General features: G+C 43.5%; 17 protein-coding genes, 4 pseudogenes and 1 riboswitch. Of the genes and pseudogenes, 15 read left to right on the forward strand and 6 right to left on the reverse strand.

The annotated features are described in order from the left end of the window. Positions 1 to 81 precede the first annotated feature (81 nt). Positions 82 to 1,248: pseudogene (locus DCC82_RS05830) on the forward strand (putative bifunctional diguanylate cyclase/phosphodiesterase); the annotation flags it as partial. A 32-nt stretch (positions 1,249 to 1,280) separates the two neighbouring features. On the opposite strand, the gene DCC82_RS05835 reads toward DCC82_RS05830, so the two are convergent. After that, positions 1,281 to 1,829, reverse strand: coding sequence for a DUF2777 domain-containing protein (locus tag DCC82_RS05835; RefSeq protein WP_081188621.1), 549 nt, complete (start codon positions 1,827 to 1,829; stop codon positions 1,281 to 1,283). A gap of 287 nt (positions 1,830 to 2,116) precedes the next feature. Between DCC82_RS05835 and asnB the strand changes: the two genes are divergently transcribed. Further along, on the forward strand, positions 2,117 to 3,964 hold the full coding sequence (gene asnB / locus DCC82_RS05840) for an asparagine synthase (glutamine-hydrolyzing) (protein WP_108430422.1): 1,848 nt from the start codon (positions 2,117 to 2,119) through the stop codon (positions 3,962 to 3,964). A gap of 28 nt (positions 3,965 to 3,992) precedes the next feature. On the opposite strand, the pseudogene DCC82_RS05845 reads toward asnB, so the two are convergent. After that, a pseudogene (locus DCC82_RS05845) lies at positions 3,993 to 4,808 on the reverse strand (MATE family efflux transporter); the annotation flags it as partial. Here DCC82_RS05845 and DCC82_RS05850 point away from each other — a divergent pair. From DCC82_RS05850 to lhgO, 7 genes are all read left to right on the forward strand, one after another. Beyond that, positions 4,741 to 5,646, forward strand: coding sequence for a helix-turn-helix transcriptional regulator (locus DCC82_RS05850; protein ID WP_097354187.1), 906 nt, complete (start codon positions 4,741 to 4,743; stop codon positions 5,644 to 5,646). The pseudogene DCC82_RS05845 and the gene DCC82_RS05850 sit on opposite strands and share 68 nt — an antisense overlap. A 188-nt stretch (positions 5,647 to 5,834) precedes the next feature. Beyond that, complete coding sequence (locus DCC82_RS05855; RefSeq protein WP_062753856.1) at positions 5,835 to 7,145, forward strand: ABC transporter substrate-binding protein; 1,311 nt, start codon at positions 5,835 to 5,837, stop codon at positions 7,143 to 7,145. A gap of 283 nt (positions 7,146 to 7,428) precedes the next feature. Further along, positions 7,429 to 8,289, forward strand: coding sequence for a carbohydrate ABC transporter permease (locus DCC82_RS05860; protein WP_081189458.1), 861 nt, complete (start codon positions 7,429 to 7,431; stop codon positions 8,287 to 8,289). Continuing rightward, on the forward strand, positions 8,289 to 9,104 hold the full coding sequence (locus DCC82_RS05865) for a carbohydrate ABC transporter permease (protein ID WP_062753852.1): 816 nt from the start codon (positions 8,289 to 8,291) through the stop codon (positions 9,102 to 9,104). The genes DCC82_RS05860 and DCC82_RS05865 overlap by 1 nt, the downstream gene beginning before the upstream one ends. A gap of 198 nt (positions 9,105 to 9,302) precedes the next feature. Continuing rightward, entirely contained in the window at positions 9,303 to 10,835 is a 1,533-nt protein-coding gene (locus DCC82_RS05870) for an alpha-amylase family glycosyl hydrolase (protein WP_097354188.1), read from the forward strand. Positions 10,836 to 10,949: 114 nt separating this feature from the next. Then, positions 10,950 to 11,975: a LacI family DNA-binding transcriptional regulator gene (locus DCC82_RS05875; RefSeq protein ID WP_062753848.1), complete on the forward strand. Its 1,026-nt coding sequence runs from the start codon at positions 10,950 to 10,952 to the stop codon at positions 11,973 to 11,975. Between the two features lie 241 nt (positions 11,976 to 12,216). Then, positions 12,217 to 13,416 (forward strand): L-2-hydroxyglutarate oxidase, encoded by a 1,200-nt coding sequence (gene lhgO / locus DCC82_RS05880; protein WP_097354189.1) that lies wholly within the window; start codon positions 12,217 to 12,219, stop codon positions 13,414 to 13,416. Positions 13,417 to 13,549: 133 nt separating this feature from the next. Here the strand turns inward: lhgO and DCC82_RS05885 are convergent, their stop codons facing one another. Next, entirely contained in the window at positions 13,550 to 14,413 is an 864-nt protein-coding gene (locus tag DCC82_RS05885; RefSeq protein WP_097354190.1) for an SDR family oxidoreductase, read from the reverse strand. 161 nt (positions 14,414 to 14,574) lie between these two features. Here DCC82_RS05885 and DCC82_RS05890 point away from each other — a divergent pair, with 161 nt between their 5' ends. After that, positions 14,575 to 14,883: an AbrB/MazE/SpoVT family DNA-binding domain-containing protein gene (locus DCC82_RS05890; protein ID WP_097354191.1), complete on the forward strand. Its 309-nt coding sequence runs from the start codon at positions 14,575 to 14,577 to the stop codon at positions 14,881 to 14,883. Beyond that, complete coding sequence (locus tag DCC82_RS05895) at positions 14,871 to 15,290, forward strand: type II toxin-antitoxin system VapC family toxin (RefSeq protein ID WP_097354192.1); 420 nt, start codon at positions 14,871 to 14,873, stop codon at positions 15,288 to 15,290. Before DCC82_RS05890 ends, DCC82_RS05895 begins: the two co-directional genes overlap by 13 nt. 27 nt (positions 15,291 to 15,317) lie before the next feature. On the opposite strand, the gene metH is transcribed toward DCC82_RS05895, so the two are convergent. The 3 genes from metH to DCC82_RS17430 form a co-directional block, all read right to left on the reverse strand. Continuing rightward, positions 15,318 to 18,728, reverse strand: coding sequence for a methionine synthase (gene metH, locus DCC82_RS05900; protein WP_097354193.1), 3,411 nt, complete (start codon positions 18,726 to 18,728; stop codon positions 15,318 to 15,320). Further along, a complete protein-coding gene (locus DCC82_RS05905) occupies positions 18,721 to 20,571 on the reverse strand; it encodes a bifunctional homocysteine S-methyltransferase/methylenetetrahydrofolate reductase (protein WP_097354194.1) in 1,851 nt (616 codons plus the stop codon). The genes metH and DCC82_RS05905 overlap by 8 nt, the downstream gene beginning before the upstream one ends. A 76-nt stretch (positions 20,572 to 20,647) precedes the next feature. Then, positions 20,648 to 20,750, reverse strand: a riboswitch (SAM riboswitch). A 68-nt stretch (positions 20,751 to 20,818) separates the two neighbouring features. Further along, positions 20,819 to 20,971: a hypothetical protein gene (locus DCC82_RS17430; protein WP_157807507.1), complete on the reverse strand. Its 153-nt coding sequence runs from the start codon at positions 20,969 to 20,971 to the stop codon at positions 20,819 to 20,821. A 58-nt stretch (positions 20,972 to 21,029) separates the two neighbouring features. Between DCC82_RS17430 and DCC82_RS05910 the strand changes: the two are divergent. The 4 genes and pseudogenes from DCC82_RS05910 to DCC82_RS05930 all read left to right on the forward strand — a co-directional run. Beyond that, a pseudogene (locus DCC82_RS05910) lies at positions 21,030 to 21,701 on the forward strand (ABC transporter ATP-binding protein); the annotation flags it as partial. Positions 21,702 to 21,819: 118 nt separating this feature from the next. Beyond that, entirely contained in the window at positions 21,820 to 22,875 is a 1,056-nt protein-coding gene (locus DCC82_RS05915) for an RNA-guided endonuclease TnpB family protein (protein WP_097354195.1), read from the forward strand. 162 nt (positions 22,876 to 23,037) lie between these two features. Then, positions 23,038 to 23,769: pseudogene (locus DCC82_RS05920) on the forward strand (ABC transporter substrate-binding protein); the annotation flags it as partial. Positions 23,770 to 24,203: 434 nt separating this feature from the next. After that, complete coding sequence (locus DCC82_RS05930; protein WP_097354196.1) at positions 24,204 to 24,521, forward strand: hypothetical protein; 318 nt, start codon at positions 24,204 to 24,206, stop codon at positions 24,519 to 24,521. Positions 24,522 to 24,555: the final 34 nt, after the last annotated feature.

A 24,555-nucleotide genomic window follows, 5' to 3' on the forward strand; every position in this document is an offset into this window, starting at 1 on the left:
TCAATATTCACATCATAGACAAGGAAAGAAGAAAATATTCAGCTCACTTTATGATGTGGCTGAATAGTTACCATCGATTTAGACCGTTTTAAGCTAGTTAACGATAGTATAGGGCATTATGCGGGAGATGAAATTTTAAAACAAGTCGTTCAGCGCATTCAGCATGTTTTGCCAGCTGGAGCGTATTTAGGAAGGTTTCATGGGGATAAGTTTTGTTTACTTTTAACAGAGCGCACCGATTCAGAAGGAGTGTTTAAAACAGCAGCACACATTTCAAAAGAAGTGATGAAGCCGATTGTATATGAAAACAAAGAATTTTTTATCACTATAAGTATTGGAATCAGCTTCTATCCAAACGATGGTGTGGATAAACATTCATTGCTCAAAAATGCTGATATCGCCCTAAATAAAGCAAAACAGAGTGGGGGAAATCGAATACAATTTTATTCTGCAAAAATGAATGAAGAAACGTTATACCGTTTAGAGATGGAGAGATATTTGCGAAAAGCACTGGAAAATCAAGAATTTTTTCTATGCTATCAGCCGATTATTGATATACATAAAGGTGTTATTGTCGGAAACGAAGCATTAATTCGTTGGCGCCATCCAAAGCTAGGACTTGTTAGACCGAATGAATTTATTTCACTAGCAGAAGAGACGGGGCTCATTCATGAAATTGGAAGATGGGTGTTAGTAACGGCTTGCAAACAAACAAAAAAATGGCAGCAATTATGGAATCAACAACTCTTCGTTTCTGTGAATGTGTCGGCGAGACAATTTCAGCATGAAGGCTTTATTGATGATGTAAAACAGGCGCTAGAGCAATCGCAGCTCTCCCCAAATTGCTTACATTTAGAATTAACGGAGAACTCTATGCTTCGTAATCTTCATTACAGTATTCAAGTAATGAAAGAATTACAGCAGCTCGGTGTCGGTATTGCTATTGATGATTTTGGAAGTGGATACGCTTCTTTTAGTTATTTAAAAAATTTACCAGTAAACATATTGAAAATTGATCGTTCATTTGTTGAGCAAATGCATACAAATTCTTCGGATATCGCGATCGTAAAGGCAATTATTACGATGGGGCACGGATTAGGGCTAAAAACAGTAGCCGAAGGGGTGGAAACGGTCGAGCAGCTGGAATTGTTAAAAATGCTGCATTGCCATCACGCACAAGGGTATGCATTGTATCGTCCGGTAACCGCAGAAGAATTGTCAACATATATGACGGTAAGCCACAAATAGAGAATTGGGGAAAGAAAACAACTCTTTCCCCATTATCCGATGTGCGCGCAAATAAACCGTTTTCCGGTATTAAATGTGATTTCAAAGCGGTCTTTATATGTATCTCCACGCTCATAGTAATGTTGGACGTTGCTAATGAATTCAGTATTATCATAAATAATAAAATTAACACCAGAATATTTTTTAAATAACAATCCATTATAGCAGTATAAACAATCGTATAAAGAAAAGCCGAGTTCATTTAGCCACTGTACAAAATGAAAAAACGTTTTATCCGAAAGCGATTCGAGCCATTGTTGATAAGCGTATGGAAGCCGCTTTCGAAAACGGACGTGTTCGCCGCTTTGAAGCGGGAAAACTTCGATCCCTATATCGACCATCCCGTCTTTTTGTAATTGGCCGCACATCCAATGACCATGGCGGAAAATCTCTATATTTCCTTCTGTCATTTCCTCAAGTAATGATGCTTCCTCATCTTCTTCATCAAAAAAGATCCACTCGTCGTTTACGAATTCAATCGTTCCTTGTATATAAGCGCGTTTTTGTTCATTTATGCATTGAAGACGATGTTCGATGTTCACTTTTCCTCCTCCTCCTTTATTTCCTGTTTTGCCAAATTGTCTTCCATTTATTCACATCGTTCTTACAATCGGACAATTCATCGAAATGAGAGGTGCTGCATAAAATGGAATCATGCCAATACGGAGAATGCCAAATTAAAAAGAAAGCGAAGGCGGGAAGAACTATGATAAAATCCCTCAAGCGCGAGATAGCTTGGCTTAGCTAAGGAAAAGAAAAGGTGTGGCGTTCGGGACGTGTTATGTTAAAAATAGCTTTTTTGTTATCTATCAAGAAAGGATTGGTTCGTATGTGTGGTATCACCGGTTGGGTTGATTTTCAGCGCGACTTGCGAGTGGAAAAAGAGATTATCTCTAAAATGACAGAAACATTAGCGAAACGTGGACCTGACGATACGAATGCTTGGTTTAGCGAACATGCCGCATTTGGGCATAAGCGGCTTATCGTGGTCGACCCAGCAGGCGGCAAACAGCCGATGACAAGAATGAAAAATGGGTATCGTTATACCGTTTGTTATAACGGAGAATTATATAATACAGAAGACATTCGTAAAGAACTATTAAAAAAGGGGTATACATTCCAAGGGCATTCGGATACGGAAGTATTATTAAACGCTTATATAGAGTGGAAAGAGCACTGTGTTGATTATTTTAACGGAATTTTTGCTTTTGCGATTTGGGATGAACAGCGCGAACAGCTATTTTTAGCGCGGGACCGACTTGGCGTGAAGCCGCTTTTTTATCGGCATGTCCATGATAGTCTTTTGTTTGGCTCAGAAATGAAAGCAATTTTGGCACATCCGGAAGTAAAAGCAGAAGTGGACTATGAAGGACTAGCAGAAGTGTTTGGATTAGGTCCATCACGGACGCCAGGTCACGGAGTGTTTCGCGGAATGAAAGAATTGCGCCCAGCGCATGCCTTAACGTTTTCCCGTGAAGGAATAAAAGTATGGCGCTACTGGAATGTTCAAAGCGATGTGCATAGAGATTCGTTAGATGAAACGGTAGAAAAACTCCGTTTTCTTCTTATCGATGCTGTTACGCGCCAACTTGTTTCTGATGTACCTGTTTGTACGTTTTTATCAGGAGGGGTTGATTCCAGTTCCATTACTGCGATTGCCGCAATGGCGTTTGAAAAAGAAGGAAAAGGGCGACTTCATACGTATTCGATTGATTATGAAGGGAACGACCAATATTTCAAAGCAAATGATTTTCAGCCAAATGCCGATGCACCTTGGATTGAACTAATGTCAAAAACATTCCAAACCGTCCATCATCATTGTGTCATTAGTCAGGAAGATTTGTTTCATCATTTACAGGAAGCGGTGATCGTCCGTGATGTCCCGGGCATGGCGGATGTGGACTCTTCGTTGCTATGGTTTTGCAAAGAAATAAGAAAAGATTTTGTCGTTAGTTTATCCGGGGAATGTGCGGACGAAATTTTTGGCGGCTACCCATGGTTTCACCGTCCTGACGATTTAGCGCGGAACGGATTCCCTTGGATGCGTTCGACAGAGGCACGGATGGATTTATTAAAAGAAGATTGGAGAAAGAAATTGCAGCTGGATGAATATGTACAAAAGCGCTTTGGTGAAACGATCGCGGAGGTTCCAAGAGTGGAAGGGGAAAGTGCGGAAGATGCGAAGCGGCGCGAATTGTTTTATTTGAACATGATTTGGTTTATGACAACGCTTTTGGATCGAAAAGACCGCATGAGTATGGGCGCGAGTTTGGAAGTTCGCGTGCCGTTTGCCGATCATCGGTTAGTAGAATATGTTTGGAATATTCCTTGGGAGATGAAAATGTACGGCAACCGCGAAAAAGGCATTTTGCGCAAGGCATTGGAAGGAATTTTACCAGAGGAAGTGTTATATCGCAAAAAAAGCCCGTATCCGAAAACCCACCATCCGCTTTATACGAAGCTAGTAAAAAATTGGGTAAAAGAATTATTGCACGACCGCTCATCGATTCTTTATGAATTTTTTGATGCGAAAAAATTAGAAGAGTTAGTGGAAACAGAAGGAAAATCATTCCAAGCGCCTTGGTTTGGACAGTTAATGACAGGACCACAACTATTGGCGTATCTTGGCCAAGTGCATGTTTGGTTCCAAAAATACGGCATTACTATAAAAGAATAAGAGCTGCCTTTGTCGCAGCTCTTTTTGTCTATGCAGTTTCTATGCTTGGTATAAGTGATTTTCTCATCCACACTTTCGAACGCCAACGCCATAACATCAGCAATCCACGCAGCCATTCATCAACAATAAAGGAAATCCATACCCCAATCAGTCCTAAACCAGCCTCAATACCGAGAAAATAGGAAATGGCAACACTAACGCCCCACATGGACAATATCCCCATATATACTGGAAATTTAACATCTCCAGCTGCCCGCAGTGAACTAATGATAACGAGATTAAACGAACGTCCGGGCTCTAATACTATTGTCAATAAGAGAAGCAATCGGCCTGTTTCGATAATTTGCTCATTATCTGTAAACAATGAAAGCAGCTGTCTTGAGAAAATGAAACTAATCGATGCCATCGTGATCGAGATGACGATGGCGCTGCGCAAACTTTTTAAACAACGTGTATATGCTTCTGTATAGCGTCCGGCCCCGACGAGATGGTCGACAAGAATTTGCGTCCCTTGACTTATCGCAATGCCAAATAAAAAAACAAACATCATAATATTTTGCGTATATACTCTCGTTGTCAACGCTTCTGCTCCAAGCCAAGTAATAAAATACGTAATAAGCATTTGCGCCGTATTGTACGCCAAGTGTTCTCCAGCGGATGGAATTCCGATTTTCAATAGATCCCGGATATGATGAAATGGCAAAGAACGAAGAACGGATAATGAAAATGGCATTTTTGTCCGTTTCAGTAATAAAGAAAAGATAACGATCAATCCGATGAGACGGCTGACGGTTGTCGAGATTGCCACCCCTTTTACTCCTAATACTGGAAAATTTTCTTTTCCGCCGTTTCCGATTTTTATTAAAGGGGCAGAAAGCGTATTTCCAAAAGGACAAAAACATTTTCGACGGACGTTTTCTGTGTTTGATTTGTTATATGTGAAAAAGGGATGCTTATATATGACAGAAGAAAACAAGGAATTTGCTGTAAAAGAAGGAGAATATCTTATTCTTATTCCGGGAAGAGAGCATTACGGGCATTATCCTTGCACGGAAGAAACACAACTAGTTTGGCTTCATTTTACGATCGAAGGAGGATATGACGTCGTTCCAAAACAGGCGTTAAGCTGGCATAATGTCATTGAGAGGGAAGCGACATATGTCGAGCCGGTCCAATATCGCTTTTGGATACGGCAATATGCGAAAGTAAAGCAAAGGGAACGCATCGAACAATTGCTTCAACAATTAGTCGAGCTGAATGAGGAAAGAGATCCAGATCGTTCATTAAAGCAATTACTCTATTTTGTTGAATTCATTTGGCAATTGCAAAAACAGGAGCTGCATATTCCAAGCGCTTCTGAAAAAGTGTGTGCCGAAGCGGTTGCTTACATCGAACGGCATTATGCGGAACCGATTACGATTCAGCAGCTCGCCCAATCATTACGATTTCATCCTGACTACATTACCCGTTGCATGCAAAAAACAATTGGCATGAGTTTTGTGCAATATTTGAATTATTATCGCTTGTCAAAAGCAAAAAAATGGTTGGCAGAAACGAATGAAACGATTGAAGCGATTGCCAAGAGAGCAGGAATTGAAGATGGCGCCTATTTTTCAAGACTATTCAAAAAAATAGAAGGAGTTACACCGACAGAATATCGCCGTACTGTGCATCGGATGTAAAAAGAGAAATCGTTTGCGCATTTCGAGATTATTTAGGAAGATGAAAATTTTTATAAAAGAGTTAATTTGAAAAAATGCTTGATAAATAAAACAAGTGTTGTATAATGAAAATAAAAGTGCAACCGTTTTCATTTTGTGCTATTTTGTGCAAACGGTTTCCGAAAATTTATTTGGAGGGGAAACGAAAAATGAAAGCAAAAAAGGTCTTTTTAGCTGCTCTTTCATTATTTTTGTTGTTAAGTGTAGCGTTATTTGGATGTTCTTCATCTAATTCATCTAATGATTCTGGGAACAAAAGCTCAGATGATCAAGTGACAATTGACATTTTCCAATTTAAAGTGGAATTTAAAGATCAATTTGAAAAATTAGCAAAACAATATGAAAAAGAGCATCCGGGTGTCAAAATTAATATTACGACAGTCGGTGGCGGTGAAGACTACGGTGCTGCACTTAAATCAAAATTTGCTTCAGGAGATGAACCGGCGATTTTTAACGTCGGTGGTCCGCAAGATGTGGAAGATTGGTTAGATAAATTGGCTGATTTGTCAGATACAAAAGCTGCATCCCTAGCTCTTGAAGGAACGCTTGATGGGGTTAAGAAAGGCGATCAAATTTTAGGACTTCCATATAACCAAGAAGGATATGGACTAATTTATAATAAAGAAATATTTAAAAAAGCGGGTATTGATCCAAAAAATATTAAGTCTTTTTCTGATTTAGAAAATGCAGTCAAAAAACTGGACAAAGAAAAAAAATCTTTAGGCATTGATGCTGTTTTTGCTTTTCCTGCTAAAGAAACTTGGGTAACTGGGCTTCACCTATCTAATGTATTTTTAGCGCCTGAATTTGATTCAAATGTTGTAAACGCATTTAATGCAAAAACCGTTGAATTTAAGTACGGCGATGCAATGAAAAAATTAATTGATTTACAAAATAAATATTCTGTGCAGCCTACTGTAAGTCTAGATTATTCGCAGCAAGTGGAAGAATTATTTTCTACGGGACGTGTAGCGATCATTCAACAGGGGAACTGGGTATATAACTCAATCGCAGATATCGATCCAGAATTAGCAGAGAAAAATATCGGCATTTTGCCAATACCAATTGAAGGATATAAAGAGGATGTCATTCCAGTCGGTGTTCCGATGTATTGGGCAGTAAACAAAAATAAAGATGAAAAAGTAGTAAAAGAATCGAAAAAATTCTTAGATTGGTTATACACATCTGATGAAGGAAAAGAAATTGTTTTGAATGAATTTAAATTTATTCCGGCGTATGATGGATATGATTCTTCGGAAATTTCTGACCCACTATCTAAAGAAATTTATGATTATGCTCAACAAGGAAAAACGATTGGTTGGGTATTCATGGGATATCCAACAGGATGGGGCATGGATAAGTTAGGTGTAAATATCCAAAAATATGTAAGCGGAAAGATGAAATGGGATGAATTAATTGCAAATTCTAAAAAAGAATGGGAAGAAGCAAGAAATAAATAAATCAGGCGTGTTGATTTAACTAATAAAAACCAGTTACGATCGGTCCTTCAATGGCTTTTCTATCGACTGGGCATGTGGTATCGCATGCCCCACTCTCATTTGAATAGTAAAATAATTGATTATTGTGGCATAGAAGAAAATAACACTATGGTAAGTTGCTTTGTTTTCTTCTATTTCTCTGTTAAATGGGAGACGGAACGAAAATACACTCAAATTTTTTGATGAAATCTACCTATATTTTTTAAGTCTTCTTGTCAGTTTAGTTATATTGGAGGCGTTTTCCATGAGAAAACAACCATTATGGTACTGGCTGTTCTTGGCTCCAGTTCTTATAGCGCTAACCGTTGTTGTAATCATACCGTTTATTTTTGGTTTATACTACTCTTTCACTAATTGGAATGGGATTCAAAGTACTGAATTTGTAGGATTTAAGCATTATATAAATGTTTTTCAAGACAAGGAATTTTTACACTCCCTTTGGTTTACAACCAAGTTTTCTATTGCGTCTGTGCTCTTTATTAATTTGTTTGGATTGACTCTTGCGTTAATTGTCACTCAAAAAATAAAAACGTATAAAATTCTTCGAACGATCTTTTTTATGCCGAATTTAATAGGAGGTTTAATACTCGGTTTTATTTGGCAATTCATTTTTATTAAAGTGTTTGCTAATGTAGGAAATTACCTGCACATAGAAAGTTTAAAAGGCTGGTTATCGACACCAGAAACAGGTTTTTGGGGACTTGTTATTTTAATGAGCTGGCAAATGGCAGGCTACATTATGGTTATTTATATTGCATATTTAGAAAGCATCCCGCAAGAGTTATTAGAAGCTGCCGAGATCGATGGAGCTAATCGCTTCCAACGTTTTCGCCATATTACTTTTCCGCTTGTAGCGCCAGCTTTTACCGTAAGTTTATTTTTAACATTATCCAACTCTTTTAAACTGTATGACCAGAACTTATCTTTAACAGGCGGAGGCCCTTATAACTCCACACAGATGATCGCAATGGAGATTTTTAAAACAGCATTTAGCGAAAACCAAATGGCTTATGCGCAATCAAAAGCGGTGATATTTTTTGTGATTGTTGCCGTAATTTCCTTGACTCAAGTGTATTTCAATAAAAAAAGGGAAGTGGAGATGTAATGAGGAGAGCACAGAAGTACGTTGTTGAAATCCTCGGGGTTATTTTAGCTCTAGTTTGGCTAGCTCCGTTTTATTTAATGATTGTAAACTCTTTCAAGACAAAGAGAGAAATATTTACAGATACTTTGCGATTACCTGAAACATTTACATTTGAAAATTATGTTGAAGCTTTTCAAGAGCTGGATTTTGTGAAAACTTTTTTTAATTCCTTGCTCATTACCATTGTCAGTGTCAGCATCATCATTATATTTTCATCCATGGCAGCTTATGCGCTTTCAAGACGAAAAGGAAAAATGAGTTCTTTATTATTTTTCATCTTTGTTGGAGCGATGCTCATTCCATTTCAGTCCGTCATGATCCCTTTGATTTATATTTTTGGGCAGATGGATATGTTAAATAGAATTGGATTAATATTCATGTATTTAGGGTTTGGATGCAGTCTTTCTATCTTCCTTTATCATGGGACATTAAATGGCATTCCAAAGTCATTAGATGAAGCGGCAATCATAGATGGGGCTAATCGTTTTCAAGTGTTTTGGCATATTATATTTCCGATGCTTAAACCGATCACTGTTACCGTTGCAATCTTAAATACCATTTGGATATGGAACGATTATTTGTTGCCTTCGCTTGTGATCAATAAAGAAGGAATGCATACGATCCCTCTAAAAATGTTCTTCTTCTTTGGAGAATACACGAAACAATGGCATTTGGCTCTTGCGGGGTTAACAATTGCAATCCTTCCAGTCATTATTGGATATTTCTTTGCGCAAAAACAGATTATAAAAGGAGTGTCGGAGGGGGCAGTGAAATAACGTTTATAAAAAGCGCCCCCGTTTCCTTCATTTTTCTGTTCATTTAGTGTAATCGTTTTAGAAATTGCTGTATAATAAATTCCCCCTTTTTATATACTCATTAGGTGGAACAAAAGAGTAATAACCGTTATGATAAAGGTGATATTACCCCTTTCCGACAGTCAAAACGATATTATGATACAAGGGGGGGAAACGGAAATGGGGAATCGAGTATTCGCTTTATTTATGCTTCCGTTTCTTCTTTTTTGTGCGATTCCGGTACAAGCTGCTGAAAAAGAAGAACGGACATGGCAAGATGAGGCAATTTATTTTATTATGGTCGACCGCTTTAACAACATGGATCCGACGAATGACCAAGACGTTAATGTCAATGACCCAAAAGGCTATCACGGCGGTGATTTAAAAGGAGTGACCGCCAAACTAGACTACATTAAAGATATGGGATTTACGGCGATTTGGCTGACACCGATTTTTAAAAATGAACCGGGCGGCTATCATGGATATTGGATTCAAGACTTTTACAAAGTCGATCCACATTTTGGCACGATGGAAGATTTAAAAACGTTAGTCAAGGAAGCGCATAAACGCGGGATGAAGGTCATTTTAGACTTTGTCGCCAATCATACGGGGTATCATCATCCATGGCTGAATGACCCGGCAAAAAAGGATTGGTTCCATGAGAAAAAAGAAATTTTCGATTGGAATAACCAAAAGCAAGTAGAAAACGGCTGGGTGTACGGCCTCCCGGATTTGGCGCAGGAAAATCCGGAAGTGAAGCGCTATTTGATTGATGCGGCGAAATGGTGGATTAAACAGACTGACATCGACGGCTACCGCTTAGATACGGTTCGCCATGTGCCAAAATCATTTTGGAAAGAGTTTTCCAAAGAAGTAAAATCAGTTAAAAAAGACTTCTTGCTGCTTGGAGAAGTATGGGCTGATGATCCGCGCTATATTGCGGATTACGGAAAATACGGAATTGACGGTTTCGTTGATTACCCGCTTTACAATGCGGTAACGACGACATTGACGAAACGGGATCAATCATTGCGGCCGCTTTATGACGTATGGGAGTATAATAAAACATTTTACGACCGTCCGTATTTGCTGGGAACATTTTTAGACAACCATGATACGGTCCGGTTTACGAAGCTCGCTTTGGACAACAAACAAAACCCGATTTCCAGAACAAAGCTTGCTTTATCATATTTATTCTCAGCTCCTGGCATTCCGATTATGTATTATGGAACGGAAATTGCGATGAACGGGGGAGAAGACCCCGATAACCGCCGCTTAATGAATTTCCGTGCCGATGATGAAATTATTCAATATATCAAAAAGCTGGGGGAACTGCGACAGCAGCTTCCGTCACTAAGACGAGGCGATTTTACGTTGCTGTATGAGAAGGACGGCATGGCTGTATTCAAACGGCAATATAAAGAGGAAACAACAGTGATTGCGATTAATAATACAAGCAAAACGCAAAAAGTGCATATTACGAATGAACAGCTTGCACCTGGCAAAGAATTGCGCGGGCTGCTTGCCGGAGATTTAGTGCGGAGCGACAGCGAAGGCTATGATATTATTATCAATCGCGAAACGGCGGAATTTTATATTGTTGCCGATAAAACAGGCATAAATATTCCGTTTATTGCTGCGCTTGTTGCTGTTTACGCATTATTTGCCCTGTTTTTGTATTTTGCCAAAAAGCGGCCGAAACGGACGACGTAGAATAAAAAGAAAAATGGCTTTCTACATGCACAAAGGCGCTGAAAGTGAATAATGAGGCGCGACTAGCATGATAAACAACGTATACTATGGATAAAAAGCAATGGGGGAGTAAAGATGAACGTCACGATTAAAGATGTTGCAAAACGAGCAAACGTGGCTCCCTCCACGGTTTCCCGCGTTATTGCCGACAGTCCGCGAATTAGTGAGAAGACGAAGCGAAAAGTGCGACAGGCAATGAAAGAACTTGGCTATCATCCGAATTTTATTGCGCGCAGTTTGGCGAGTCAAGCGACACAGGTGATCGGAATTGTCATGCCGAGCGCTGCCGAACTAGCGCTGCAAAACCCGTTTTTTCCAGAAGTGATTCGCGGCATCAGCAAAGCGGCGCATGAGAAGAAATATGCGCTGCAAATGTCGACGGGAGAAGAAGAAGATGAAATTTATGAAGAAGTCATCGACATGCTTCAAGGCCGCCGCGTGGACGGGGTGATTTTGTTATATTCGCGCATCGATGATAAGCTGATGAAATACTTGCAAAAAAATAAATTTCCGTTTGTTGTTATCGGAAAGCCGCATCAAAAAGAAGAACAAATCACCCATGTGGACAACGATAACTATCGGGCGGCGAAAGAAGCGGCCCAGCATTTAATTGAGTTAGGGCATGAACGAATTGCCTTTGTCGGCGGAAATAAGAAATATTTAGTGACCGTCGACCGATTGCACGGCTATGAGGCGGCATTAAAAGGAGCAGGGCTTCCTTATCGGGAAGACTATATCATGCATGAAGAATTTCTGCAGGAAGGCGGTCAGGAAGCGATGAAGGAGTTGCTTTCGCTCGCAGATCCGCCGACCGCGCTTGTCGTCGCCGACGACTTAATGGCCTTAGGCGTGCTGAAGACATTGGATGAAATGGGACTGCGCGTTCCCGATGACATTTCGATCGTCAGCTTCAACAACACGCTGCTGGCGGAAATGTCGCGTCCACCGCTGACATCGGTGGACATCCACATTTTCCAGCTCGGTTATGAAGCAACAAAAAGTTTAATCGAAAAAATCGCCAACCCGAACGAACCGGTAAAACGAATCATTATTCCGCATCGGATTGTGAAGCGGTTTTCGTGTGATTATTATCGAAAATGAAAAATTAGTCTCCAATCGCTAAAAAGTGATTGGAGACTAATTTTTTATGTGGCGAATTTACGATATGGATGCATCATGAGTATGGATTTTTTTATTTTCTGAATATTTTATTCGATTTTTTGCTTATCTTATTATAAATTTTATTTTAGGATAGGAAACCATATTCATTCCCTAGACTCAATCAAATGGCAAATAACATCAATAAATAAAGTTGCAACATATGGAAGGATGTGAGCTGTTGATGTACGATTACGTTATTATCGGCGGAGGAATTGTCGGACTTGCCGTTGGGATGGCTATATTAAATTGGAAACCAAATGCGACAATTGCTGTTTTGGAAAAGGAGAAGAGTGTTGCCGCCCATCAAACAGGACATAACAGCGGTGTGATTCATTCCGGCATTTATTACCGGACAGGAAGCTATAAAGCGAAATTAGCGAAAAAAGGCAATGAAGCAATGTATCGTTTTTGTCACGAACATGGAATAGACGCAGAAATGTGCGGTAAGGTTATTGTCGCAAATAAGGAAGAAGAACTCGTTCTTCTAGAAAATTTATATAAAAGAGGGATTGAAAACGGTCTTTCTATACGGATGATCGAAGAGCGCGAGTTGCATGAATTGGAGCCATATGTAAACGGAATAAAAGCGATACATGTTCCGGCAACGGGGATTGTAAACTTCAAAAAAGTAGCGGAGAAAATGGCGGAAATCATTCAAGAGAAGGGAGGGCAAATTCTCCTCGATCATAAGGTGGAATCGATTACGGAAAAAAACGATGAAGCGGTCATCGATACAAACCAACATACGATCAAAACGTCTTTTTACATTAATTGCGCCGGGCTTTATTCCGACCGCATAGCAAAACTTGCCAACATGCAAACGGATTTAAGGATTGTCCCGTTTAGAGGGGAGTATTATCAATTAAAGCCGGAGAAAAGATATTTGGTAAAAAACTTAATTTATCCAGTGCCAAATCCGAATTTCCCATTTTTAGGAGTCCATTTTACGAGAATGATTGATGGAACGGTGGATGTTGGTCCTAATGCCGTTTTAAGTTTTAAACGAGAAGGATATTTAAAAACAGACTTTAGTTTTAGGGATGCAAAAGAGGTTCTATTTTTTAAAGGATTTTGGAAGCTTGCCTCCCGCTATGCGAAAGAGGGGGTGGAAGAAATGGCAAGGTCTTTTTCCAAAAGACAGTTTGTGAAAAACGTGCAACAGTTAATGCCGGATATCGAAGAGGATGATTTGCTTCCAGGTCCTTCTGGAGTGCGAGCGCAAGCATTAAAAGAAGACGGTACGCTTGTAGATGATTTTTATATTGTCCATGGTCGTCGTTCTATACACGTTTTAAATGCCCCCTCACCTGCAGCGACTGCTTCTCTTGAAATTGGAAAAGAAATTGTACGACGATTGGAGGAATGTCGTTTGGCGATGTAAAAAAGTGTTGCTGCGAGGGAAAGGTAAGACGACAAGAACACTTTTGCCGTCTTATCCTTTTTCGCATTGATTTTTAAGATTTAAAACAACTCGTCTGTTTAGCATTCTGGCTAGCAATAGTGCTTCTGCTTTCTTATCCATTCACAATCTTCCCGCCATTTACATGTATCATTTGCCCCGTAATATAGGATGCCTCCTCGCTTGCTAAAAAGACATAGCTTGGAGCCACTTCACTCGGCTGGCCCGGCCGTTTCATCGGCGTGTTGGAGCCGAAGGTGGCGACTTGGCCGCTTGTGAATGTCGATGGTATAAGCGGCGTCCAAATCGGTCCTGGGGCGACGCCGTTGACGCGGATGCCTTGCCCGGCGAGAGATTTCGCCAAAGAGCGCGTAAAGGCGACGATCGCACCTTTTGTTGCGGAATAATCAATTAATTGCTCATTGCCTTCGTAGGCGGTGATGGATGCGGTATTAATAATCGAACTTCCTTTTTGCAAGTAAGGGAGCGCCGCTTTCGTCAAATAAAAGTAGCCGAAGACGTTGGTGCGGAACGTTTTTTCCAGCTGCTGCGAGGTAATGTTAAGCAAGCTTTTTTGCGGATGCTGTTCCGCGGCGTTGTTGACGACAATGTCTAGTTTGCCAAATTGGTCGATCGTTTGTTTGACCGCTTGCTTGCAAAAGTTTTCATCGCCGACATCGCCAGCGATCAGCAAGCATGTTTTTCCTTCCTGATCGACAAGCCGTTTTGTCTCTTCCGCGTCTTCATGTTCGTTTAAATAAATAATCGCTACATCCGCGCCTTCTTTGGCGAAGTGAATCGCGACCGCCCGGCCGATGCCGCTGTCTCCGCCGCTAATGATGGCGACTTTATTGTGCAGCTTCCCGCTTCCTTTATACGTTTCGCTGATCGAGACCGGCTGCGGGTTCATTTCCGTTTGCAGACCTGGCTGGCGGTTTTGGTGCTGCGGCGGCATCGTTGCCTGTTGTTTCGTGACCATCTTCCATTCCTCCCTGTTCATCATTTGTCATCGTTAGTATGGGATAAGGAGTGGGAAATATGTAATGTTATTCATAAGTGAACAATGATTTCAATACAATTTCTTTACTTTTTTATATGGTAAAGGTAAAATAAAAAGTAAAGGATTTTGGAGGGGATACGATGGAATCAGCTTCAGATAAGACATATGTTTATTCATCAACGTTGTCTTCGAAAAATCAAGTAACGATTCCGATGAAAGTGCGGGAAGTGCTTGGTGCAGAACCGGGTGATCAAGTAATGTTTGTTTATGGAGAAAATCAAGAGGTGACGTTGAAGGTGAGAAAGAAGAATTCGTTGTTATCATTATTTGGCAGCATGCCGCCAAAAGGAGATAAAAGTGAACTGGAGTGGGACAAGATTCGGAGACAGGCGAGGGAAGAACGGATTTCTAGCAGATGGAAGAAAGAAGATGACACATGTACATTTTAGATGCAAACGTCATCGTTCGTTTTTTGGCTAATGATGATGAAATACAATCACCGATTGCCTACCGATTATTTGAAAAAGCTGTAAATGAAGAATTGACGCTTGTATTACATCCATTGGTTATCGCAGAATGCTGCTGGGTTCTCGAGTCGAAACGATACGGTTATACGAAAGAAGAAATAGCTGAAAAGCTAAAACAGCTAGTCGAGGCTCATTGTATTAAGACTATTGATAAAGAAATTGTGTTGCAAGCGTTAATGAACTATTATAAGCACCGTGTTGACTTTACCGATGCTTACTTTGCTTCGTTTATACAACATTCCCCATCTGCACAAGCGGTCATTACATGGAATGAAAAAGATTTCAAAAAGCTAGAAGGAGAATATTACTTACCTGATCACATTGCATAGAAAAGCTGGCCGTTTTGGCCAGCTTTTTTACAACACGTTGAAATAGCGCGCTTCTGGATGGGCAAAGACAATCGCGGAAACGGAAGCTTCCGGCTCCATCATATATCCGTCCGTTAAATGGATGCCGATTTCTTCTGGGTTCAATAGACGGAAGAGCTTTTCTTGGTCTTCCAAGTTCGGGCAAGCCGGATAGCCGAACGAGTAGCGCTGCCCTTGGTATTTCGCGGCAAAGCGCTGTTCCATCGTGAAATCCGGATCATCCGGAAAGCCCCAGCGGTCGCGCATGACTTGGTGGATGAGCTCCGCTAATCCTTCGGCGATTTCGAGCGCCAGCGCTTGAATCGCATGACTTTTTAAAAATTCGCCGCTTTCTTTCCATCGCTGCGAAAGTTCGCGAATGCCTTTTCCGGCGGTGACGGCGAAAAATCCCACATAGTCGATTTGTCCGCTTTCTGTAGATTTCAAGTGATCAGCTAAACAAAGGTATGGCTCTCTTGGCTGTCTTGGAAATTCAAACATTTCGATAATGGTCCGTTTGTCTTTTGGCGAGTAAATGTAAATCCGGTTTCCTTCACTTTGCGCCGGAAAAAATTGATATACCGCCGCTGGCGTAATCCAGTTGTTGCGCTGGGCCTCGTCAAGCAGGTCATCGACGACTTGCTTTAACATAAGCGCTTTTTCATCTTTTTCCTCAAGCAGCCGTTTTACTTTTCCTTTTAACCCAAGGTGATGTCCTAATACCATTTGCCAGTTGACGTATGGAATAATATGCGAAAGCGAAATATCTTTCAATATATGGCGTTCTAAATCTGTTGGCACAAACACGGGAACGTCGGTCGAGACGTTCGACTTTGCCGCAATAGCCGTTGGTGTCGTTTTTTCTGTTTCCGTTTCTTGTTTTTTTGTTTTTGTATATTCGATTTCGTTTTGCTGCAGCTGATTTGCCAGCGCCAGTCCTTCCATGGCGTCTTTTGCGTATAATACGATTCCATCATATTCCGGAGCGATTTTGTTTTCCGTGAATTTGCGCGATAATGCCGCACCGCCGACTAAAATCGGAATCGAGATGCCCGCTTGCCGCAAATCTTGCGCGGTGACGACCATTTGCTGGGCGGATTTGACAAGAAGCCCTGATAAACCGATAATATCCGGTTTTTCGGCCTGAACGGCTTCGATCAGCTTTTGCGGCGCCACTTTAATGCCTAGGTCGATGACGTGAAAGCCGTTGTTGCTTAAAATGATGTCGACCAAGTTTTTGCCGATGTCATGCACATCGCCCTTGACAGTGGCGAGAAGCACTTTTCCTTTTGTACTGTTTTCCTTTTTCTCCATATATGGTTCTAAAAAGGCGACCGCTGCTTTCATCACTTCCGCGCTTTGTAATACTTCGGCAACAATGAGTTGATTGTTATTAAACAGCCGCCCAACTTCATCCATCCCCGCCATCAGCGGTCCGTTAATGATGTCAAGCGGGTCGGAATACGTTTGCAGCGCTTGTTCCAAATCGGCGTACAATCCTTCTTTCGTGCCTTCGACGACATAGCCCGCGAGCCGCTCCTCAAGGCTAAGCTCGGTTTTTATTTTTTTCGGTTCTTTCGTTTTATCGCGGTAAAATTGGATAAACGTGTTTAACGTTTCATCGTTCGTGTTAAACAGCAGTTCTTCAGCCAACCGCACTTCTTCTTCCGGAATCGAAGCGAATCGCTCCAATTTTTCCGTATTGACGATCGCGTAATCGAGCCCGGCCTGCGTGCAATGGTACAAAAAGACGGAGTTTAAAATTTCCCGCCCAACCGGCGGAAGCCCGAATGAGACATTGCTGATGCCAAGTATTGTTAAACATTGCGGAAGCCGTTCTTTAATGAGACGGATGCCTTCGATCGTTTCCTTGGCCGCGCCAATATATTGTTCATCGCCGGTGCCGACCGGGAACACAAGCGGGTCAAAAATAATGTCATGCGGGGAAACTCCGTATTTGTTGACGAGCAAGTCATGCGAACGCAAGGCAATTTCCAGCTTCCGCTCAGCATGAATCGCCATTCCCTGTTCATCAATCGTTCCGACAACGACGGCAGCACCATATTTGTGAAGGAGAGGAATGACTTTTTCAAACCGTTCTTCGCCGTCTTCCAAATTAATCGAGTTAATGATTGCTTTCCCTTGTGAATAAGTGAGAGCACGTTCAATAACGCGTTCATCCGTCGAATCAATGACAAGCGGCACTTTTACTTTTTTTACAACTTGTTGGATAAACTTTTCCATATCTTCTTGTTCGTTGCGGTCCGGGTCGGCTAAGCAAATATCGATGACGTGCGCGCCGTTTTTTACTTGCGCGCGGGCAATTTCCGCCGCTTCTTCATATTTTCCTTCAGCGATGAGCCGTTTAAATTTGCGCGAACCGATTACGTTTGTGCGCTCGCCGACAAACAGCGGACGCATTGTTTCATCGTAAATAAGCGGATCGATGCCGGAGACGGCATGAACGTCAAAAGATTTCGGAATTGGCCGCGGTGGAATGTCCCGGACCGCTTCGGCGATGGTGCGAATATGTTCCGGGGTTGTTCCGCAGCAGCCGCCGACGATGTTAATCCATCCTTTTTCAGCGAATCGTCGGATTTTTTTCGCTAACATCTCCGGTGTCTCGTGATAGCATCCTTCTTCATCCGGAAGCCCGGCGTTCGGATAGCAGCTTACAGCAGTGTTCGCCAAGGAAGCGAGCGCGCGCAAATGGTCGGTCATAAACTCGGGGCCGGTCGCGCAGTTTAATCCGACCGCGAACGGCTTCATATGCTGGACGGAGATGAAAAACGATTCAATCGTTTGTCCTGCTAATGTTGTTCCCATTGGTTCAATCGTCCCGGAAATCATAATCGGCACTTTTTTTCCGACCGCTTCAAACGCCTTGGAAATGCCGATAAATCCAGCTTTGACGTTTAAGGTGTCTTGGCACGTTTCTAATAAAAGTAAGTCGACTCCGCCAAGCAATAGTCCACGCGCTTGTTCTTCGTAAGCGGCAACTAATTGTTCGAACGTAATGCCTCCTGTGACGGATAACGTTTTTGTCGTCGGTCCCATTGAACCGGCGACAAAGCGCGGCCATTCGGGAGTAGAGTAGGCGTCGGCGGCTTTGCGCGCAAGCCTGGCTGCTTCGATATTTAACTCTAGCGCTAAATGGCCAAGATGATATTCATCTAACACAACGCTTGTCGCACCGAACGTGTTTGTTTCGATAATATCCGCTCCCGCCTGCAAATATGCTTCATGAATGCGCTCGATCACATGCGGGGCGGTGAGCGTCAAATATTCGTTGCATCCTTCGTATGCTTCTCCGCCGAAATCATCAGCTGAGAGCTTCGCGCTTTGAATCATCGTTCCCATTGCGCCGTCAATAATTAATATTTTTTTTTCGAGCTGTTGCTCAAGTGTGATGTTACCCATGGAGTACCTTCCTTTCTTGTGCGGCTTGTTCCTTTTCATGAATGTAGCGAACGAGTTCGACGGTCATTTCATAGCGCAAAAACGGCGTAATTAAGTAGATGCCGTTAAATAAGTCAAAAGCGGCGTCAATGAGCGATTTGGCAATTGCGATTCCTTCGCGCGCAGATTGCACTGCGTCATTCGCGCATGCCGCCATGCGGGAGCGGATTTCATCAGAAAGAGTAATTCCCGGCACTTCATGATGAAGGAAATCGGCGTTGCGCGCGCTCACTAGCGGCATAATGCCGATGTAAATCGGCGTCTCAAGATGCTTCGTCGCTTCATACACCTCTTCGATTTGCCGCTCGGAATAAAGCGGCTGGGTGATAAAATAATGGGCGCCGCATTGAATTTTTTTCTCCAGACGCTCTACAGCCTTATCTAAATGACGGACGTTCGGGTTAAAGGCCGCGGCAATCGAGAAGTTTGTTTTTTGCCCGAGCGATTTTCCGGAATACGAAAGCCCTTCGTTAAATTGGCGAATGAGCCGGATTAAATCAAAGGACGATAAATCATAGACGGATGTCGCTCCAGGAAAATCGCCGATTTTCGATGGGTCTCCGGTGATGGCGAGCACATCGGTGATGCCGAGCGTATGCAGGCCCATCAGGTGCGACTGCAAGCCGATTAAATTGCGGTCGCGGCATGTAATATGAATAAGCGGGCGGATGCCGAGCTGCTCTTTGACGATGGAGCCGAGCGCCATGTTGCTGATTCGTGGAGTTGCCAGCGAGTTATCGGCCAATGTCAACGCATCAATGTTCGCTTCTTTGAGCGCTTTGGCGCCTTCTAAAAATTTCGCGATCCCTAATTTTTTCGGCGGATCAAGCTCGACGATCACCGAGCGCCGCTTACGTACGATATCCTGCAGCGGCGGGGCGGCATTTGGTTCGTTTGTTTGGATAGAAATCGGAACATGACGTTGTTTAACGACTTTTTCTGTAATTGGTGTCCGATCGGTTAAGGCGTTTGCTATCGCTTCGATATGTTTCGGCGTCGTGCCGCAGCACCCGCCAATCAGGCGCACGCCTTGTTCACGGAAGGCAAGAGCCGTTTCTTTAAAATAATCGGTGTTTGTTTCATAGAAAAGCCGTCCGTCGCGATAATCCGGCAAGCTTGCGTTCGGATACGCGGAAAGAAACGCTTTTTTCGGCAGCGGCACTTCCTCGAGCGAACGAATCATATGATATGGACCGAGACGGCAATTTAGACCGATGACATCGGCTCCCAACTGCTCCAAGCGCGCCAACGCTTCAGAAAGGGGAGTGCCGTCTTGCAAGACGCCGACTTCGTGGAGGGAGACGTGCGCGATAATCGGCTTATCCGTTTCTTTGCGCGCGATTGCAAGCACCGTCTGCAATTCTTCCAAATCGTAATATGTCTCGAGCAATAAGCCATCGACGTCTTCGTTTAAAAGCACAAATAATTGCTCGCGAAACGTCCGCTTTACTTCGTCGATGGAAACGGCGCTTTTGTTGATGCTCCGTAATCCGCCGATCGTTCCAAGCACATAGGCTTTATTTCCCGCCGCCTTTTTGGCGAGCCTTACTGCCGCGCGGTTAATGGATGGCACTTCATCTTCCAATCCGTAGCGGGCAAGTTTGACATAGTTGGCGCCATATGTATTCGTTTGGATTACTTCTGCGCCCGCGGCGATATATGCTTCATGAATGTGAATGATGTCTTCCGGTTTTGATAAATTTAGTTCTTCAAAACATCGGTCGACGCCGTGCGAGTATAATAGCGTTCCCATCGCTCCATCGGCGATAAGGATGCGTTCTTTTAAGTCTTGCAAAAGCCCCACGATCATTCCCCCGTTCTATGAAGATAGTAAAAGAAAAAAGCCTTCTATAAGAAGAAGACTTTTTATGTATCGTCTCTTCTTATCTTCCAGGCGTTTCGCCTGTCTGGATTTAGCACCTTGACTTCCGCCAGGTTGCTGAGAGTTCATCGGGCCAGTCCCTCCCCCTCTCTTGATAAGAATGTCCGTATGCGGTTGTTTATTTCGTCTTGACTATTACTATATAATTTAATGTATTTTTTGAAATTATTCAATACGGTGAAGCAAGGAAATTTGAAAAAACGATCAATGAGACAGCGGCTTTCCGCATTGCGGGCAAAATTGGAAGCTGTTCTGCGGAATAGTCAGCCGCTTTTTGTTTTTTAGTCGCCGACATGGCGGAAAGCATATTTTTCCGTTGCACTTTCTACTCTCCTATTCTAATTAGGAATAGTGAACATCAAGAAGATGGGGGGCTGAAAGTGAACGGAGAAATCATCCGCTTCGAGCGAGTGACGAAGGAATACGACGGCGCAGCCGTACTGGATGATGTCAGTTTTGCGATGGAGCGCGGGAAGTTTTATACGCTGCTTGGACCGTCGGGTTGTGGGAAGACAACGATTTTGCGGCTGATTGCCGGGTTTATCGAGCCGACGGAAGGAACGATTTATTTCCACGGAAAGCCGATTCAAAACGTCCCGCCGAACAAACGGCAAGTCAACACTGTTTTTCAAGACTATGCATTGTTCCCTCATCTCGATGTGTTTGAAAACGTTGCGTTTGGTTTGCGCGTGAAAAAGATGAAAGAAACCGACATTCGCGAGAAAGTGAGGGAAGCGCTTCGGTTTGTCAACTTAGACGGCTATGAGCGCCGCCGCATTCAAGAAATGTCCGGCGGCCAGCGTCAGCGCGTCGCCATTGCCCGGGCGATTGTCAATGAACCTGAGGTGCTGCTCTTGGATGAACCGCTGTCAGCCTTGGATTTGAAACTGCGCACGGAAATGCAGTATGAACTTCGTGAATTGCAGCGCCGCTTAGGGATTACGTTCATTTTTGTCACGCATGATCAAGAAGAAGCATTGGCGATGTCCGATTACATTTTTGTTCTGAATAAAGGAAAAATTCAGCAGTTTGGGACGCCGAAAGAGATTTACAGACCCGCGAGCGAGAAAGCCCACTCCTTGAGGGGTGGGATGAAAGCGAGCTGTTTTCTGAATATTGAACGATTCTGAAAAAAATGGCATCCTGAAATCGCCACAAGGAGGTGAATCCATGCCGACGATCACATTAAGGCTGGAGCTGCACAACCCAACGAAAGTCAAACAAGACATGTACGAACGGATGACAGAAGTGAATATCGCGTTTGCGAATTGGCTGTTGAATCATCCCGAACTGAATCAAGCGACGAGCAAACTATTTAAAGAGTTTTCGTCGCAGCGGTTTCCTTCCGCCGTCGTGAACCAAACGATTCGAGAAGTGAAGTCTCAAAAGAAAAACCAGAAAACAAAGAAGTTTCAAACATTATGGTGTTGCTTCAACAACCAAAACGTGAAGGTGGAAAAGAAAGGAGCGTTCTACACGGTTTCCTTCCCCACACTGGAGAAGCGAATCGGCGTGCCAGTGGTCACGCGCCCCTATCAGGAAGCATGGCTGAATCGGCTGATCAATGGAACCGCCAAACAAGGGGCGGCTAAGCTCTACAAAAAGAGAAAGAAATGGTACTTGGCTGTTGCGATCACATTTGAAGTCCAACAACGGGAAGAAACGAAGGTAATGGGCGTTGATTTGGGACTTCGTTATATCGCCGTTGCCAGCGTGGGCACGAAATCGTTGTTTTTTAAGGGCAGCCAATGCGCTTTCATTCGCAGGCGATACGCGGCTTTGCGAAGGAGATTAGGAAAAGCCAAGAAGCTCCATATGATTCGCAAAATCGGCCGTAAAGAGTCCCGCTGGATGAAAGATATGAACCATAAAATCAGCCGTCAAATCGTCCGTTTTGCCCTCGCCAACGGTGTTGGCGTGATTCGGATGGAAGAATTGACGGGGATTCGAAAGCGGGCAACATCGGCCAAAGAAGCGGGACGAAACCTTCACACTTGGGCGTTTCATCAACTGCAAACGATGATTGCCTATAAAGCCGAAATGGCGGGCATTCGGGTGGAGTGGGTGAAGCCGACCTACACGAGCCAAACGTGTAAATGTGGTTATCGAGAGAAAGCGAACCGCAACGGCATCCGCTTCCGATGCCAAAGGTGCGGATACACCCTCCATGCTGATTTGAATGGTGCGATCAACATCGCCAAAGCGATTTCGGGCTTTGCCGCCTAACCTAGCGCACTGGTCACAGGTGCGCCGCCCATCGGGGTACATCCTAACCTGATGGGATGGGCTGATGACACAGCCCCGAACTTGGGCGTGGTCCGAACCAGAAATGGATGAGGACGCGAACGACCCAAGAATCCCACGCCCTTTAAGGCGTGTGGAGTGTCAAAATATATCGAACCGCGGTTCCTCAACTTGTCGTTTGATCCGCACAACCGGTATTCGGTGCCGTATTTTTGGGGGACGGTCGGCATCGTCTACAACCGCGACATGCTCGGTGGCAAGAGGATTACGAGCTGGAACGACTTATGGGATCCGAGTTTGCGAAACCAAATTTTGCTTGTCGACGGAGCGCGCGAAGTAATGGGCATGGCGTTAAACAGCCTCGGCTATTCCCTCAATGACACGAACAAAGCCCATTTGCAAGAAGCAAAGCGGAAACTCGATCGACTCATGCCGAATGTGAAGGCGATTGTCGGCGATGAGATCAAGCTGCTTCTGGCTAATGAAGAGGCGGCCATTGGCGTCGTTTGGTCGGGCGACGCGGCGGAAATCATCGCCGAAAATGACAAGCTCGACTATGTCGTGCCGAAAGAAGGCTCCAACTTATGGTTTGACAACATGGTCATTCCGAAAACAGCGAAAAACATCGAAGGAGCGCACGCGTTTATCAATTTTATGCTCGACCCGAAACACGCGGCGCAAAACGCCGAGTATGTCGGCTATTCGACGCCGAATAAAAAGGCGCTTGCCTATTTGCCAAAAGACATCGCGGGCGATCGGCGCTTTTACCCCGATTTGGATTCAGCTGGGCATCTCGAAGTGTACGAAAACTTAGGGAAACACATGCTCGCCTACTACAACGAACTGTTTTTGCAGTTTAAGATGCAGCAAAAGTAACCATATAGATGCAACGAAATCGTTTCACATATCCTTGACGGAAAAAGTGGCTTATCCATTTTTGACTGTCGAAGGCAAGCCACAGGCTTGCCTCCGTCACGCTTTAGCGTGACGGAAGACCGAACAACGACTCGCTTCACAGACCCATTCATGGGTCTGGAAGCGGCGTTGTTCGGTCACTCGACAGTCGGATGCAATGACCGGTAAAAACGAAAAGTGTTAAAGCTTTACATTGCATCTATACAATCAGAGCAGGCGCCGCCCTCTGCAATAGGGAGATGGGCGCCTGCTTGGCGTTTGCGTAAAGGGTTGCGCCGCTTCCCTAGCGCGCGGGAACGAAGAAGCCCATGGGCGGCTTCACATACAAGAAGGGATCGGACGCAGGGAAGAAGAATAGAAAGACATGATATGATGAAAAAGAGGAGGTGGGAACGTTGCCCAATCATTTGCCTATGGAAGAAAATGTGATGGATATGCTCATCGTCGGCTTTTCGGTTGTGATGTTGATCGCGGTTGCGACAATCGTTTTTCTTTGGCGAAGGAATCGAGAGGGGCGGGCGTTTCTGTGGATATTGGCCCATTTCTTGTTGCTGTCTCTGGCTGTTTCATTTGCGCTGAAGGCGATTTCCTTTGATCTTACCCATGTGCAGGCATCTGAAGAAATCTCCCTCCTTCTTGGCAAGGCGGGGCTGGCGTGGGGAGTGGGGATGGTTTGTTTGTTGGTCGGCATTGTGAAACTTTCCAGACGATGACTGCGATCCCGATAGGTATGATTGGGAAGGAACA

The sequence above is a fragment of the Geobacillus sp. LYN3 genome (assembly GCF_003064505.1).
In the GTDB taxonomy this organism is placed as follows: Bacteria; Bacillota; Bacilli; order Bacillales; family Anoxybacillaceae; genus Parageobacillus_B; species Parageobacillus_B toebii.

Bases quoted from the DNA above. Each gene is read 5' to 3' on its own strand.
- DCC82_RS05870 (WP_097354188.1), top strand. From the start codon at position 9,303: ATGGGGAATCGAGTATTCGCTTTATTTATGCTTCCGTTTCTTCTTTTT.
- DCC82_RS05860 (WP_081189458.1), top strand. From the start codon at position 7,429: ATGAGAAAACAACCATTATGGTACTGGCTGTTCTTGGCTCCAGTTCTT.
- DCC82_RS05875 (WP_062753848.1), top strand. From the start codon at position 10,950: ATGAACGTCACGATTAAAGATGTTGCAAAACGAGCAAACGTGGCTCCC.
- metH (WP_097354193.1), bottom strand. From the start codon at position 18,728: ATGGGTAACATCACACTTGAGCAACAGCTCGAAAAAAAAATATTAATT.
- DCC82_RS05885 (WP_097354190.1), bottom strand. From the start codon at position 14,413: ATGGTCACGAAACAACAGGCAACGATGCCGCCGCAGCACCAAAACCGC.
- DCC82_RS05850 (WP_097354187.1), top strand. From the start codon at position 4,741: ATGAGACGGCTGACGGTTGTCGAGATTGCCACCCCTTTTACTCCTAAT.
- DCC82_RS05890 (WP_097354191.1), top strand. From the start codon at position 14,575: ATGGAATCAGCTTCAGATAAGACATATGTTTATTCATCAACGTTGTCT.
- DCC82_RS05895 (WP_097354192.1), top strand. From the start codon at position 14,871: ATGTACATTTTAGATGCAAACGTCATCGTTCGTTTTTTGGCTAATGAT.
- DCC82_RS05855 (WP_062753856.1), top strand. From the start codon at position 5,835: ATGAAAGCAAAAAAGGTCTTTTTAGCTGCTCTTTCATTATTTTTGTTG.
- DCC82_RS05915 (WP_097354195.1), top strand. From the start codon at position 21,820: ATGCCGACGATCACATTAAGGCTGGAGCTGCACAACCCAACGAAAGTC.
- lhgO (WP_097354189.1), top strand. From the start codon at position 12,217: ATGTACGATTACGTTATTATCGGCGGAGGAATTGTCGGACTTGCCGTT.
- asnB (WP_108430422.1), top strand. From the start codon at position 2,117: ATGTGTGGTATCACCGGTTGGGTTGATTTTCAGCGCGACTTGCGAGTG.
- DCC82_RS05865 (WP_062753852.1), top strand. From the start codon at position 8,289: ATGAGGAGAGCACAGAAGTACGTTGTTGAAATCCTCGGGGTTATTTTA.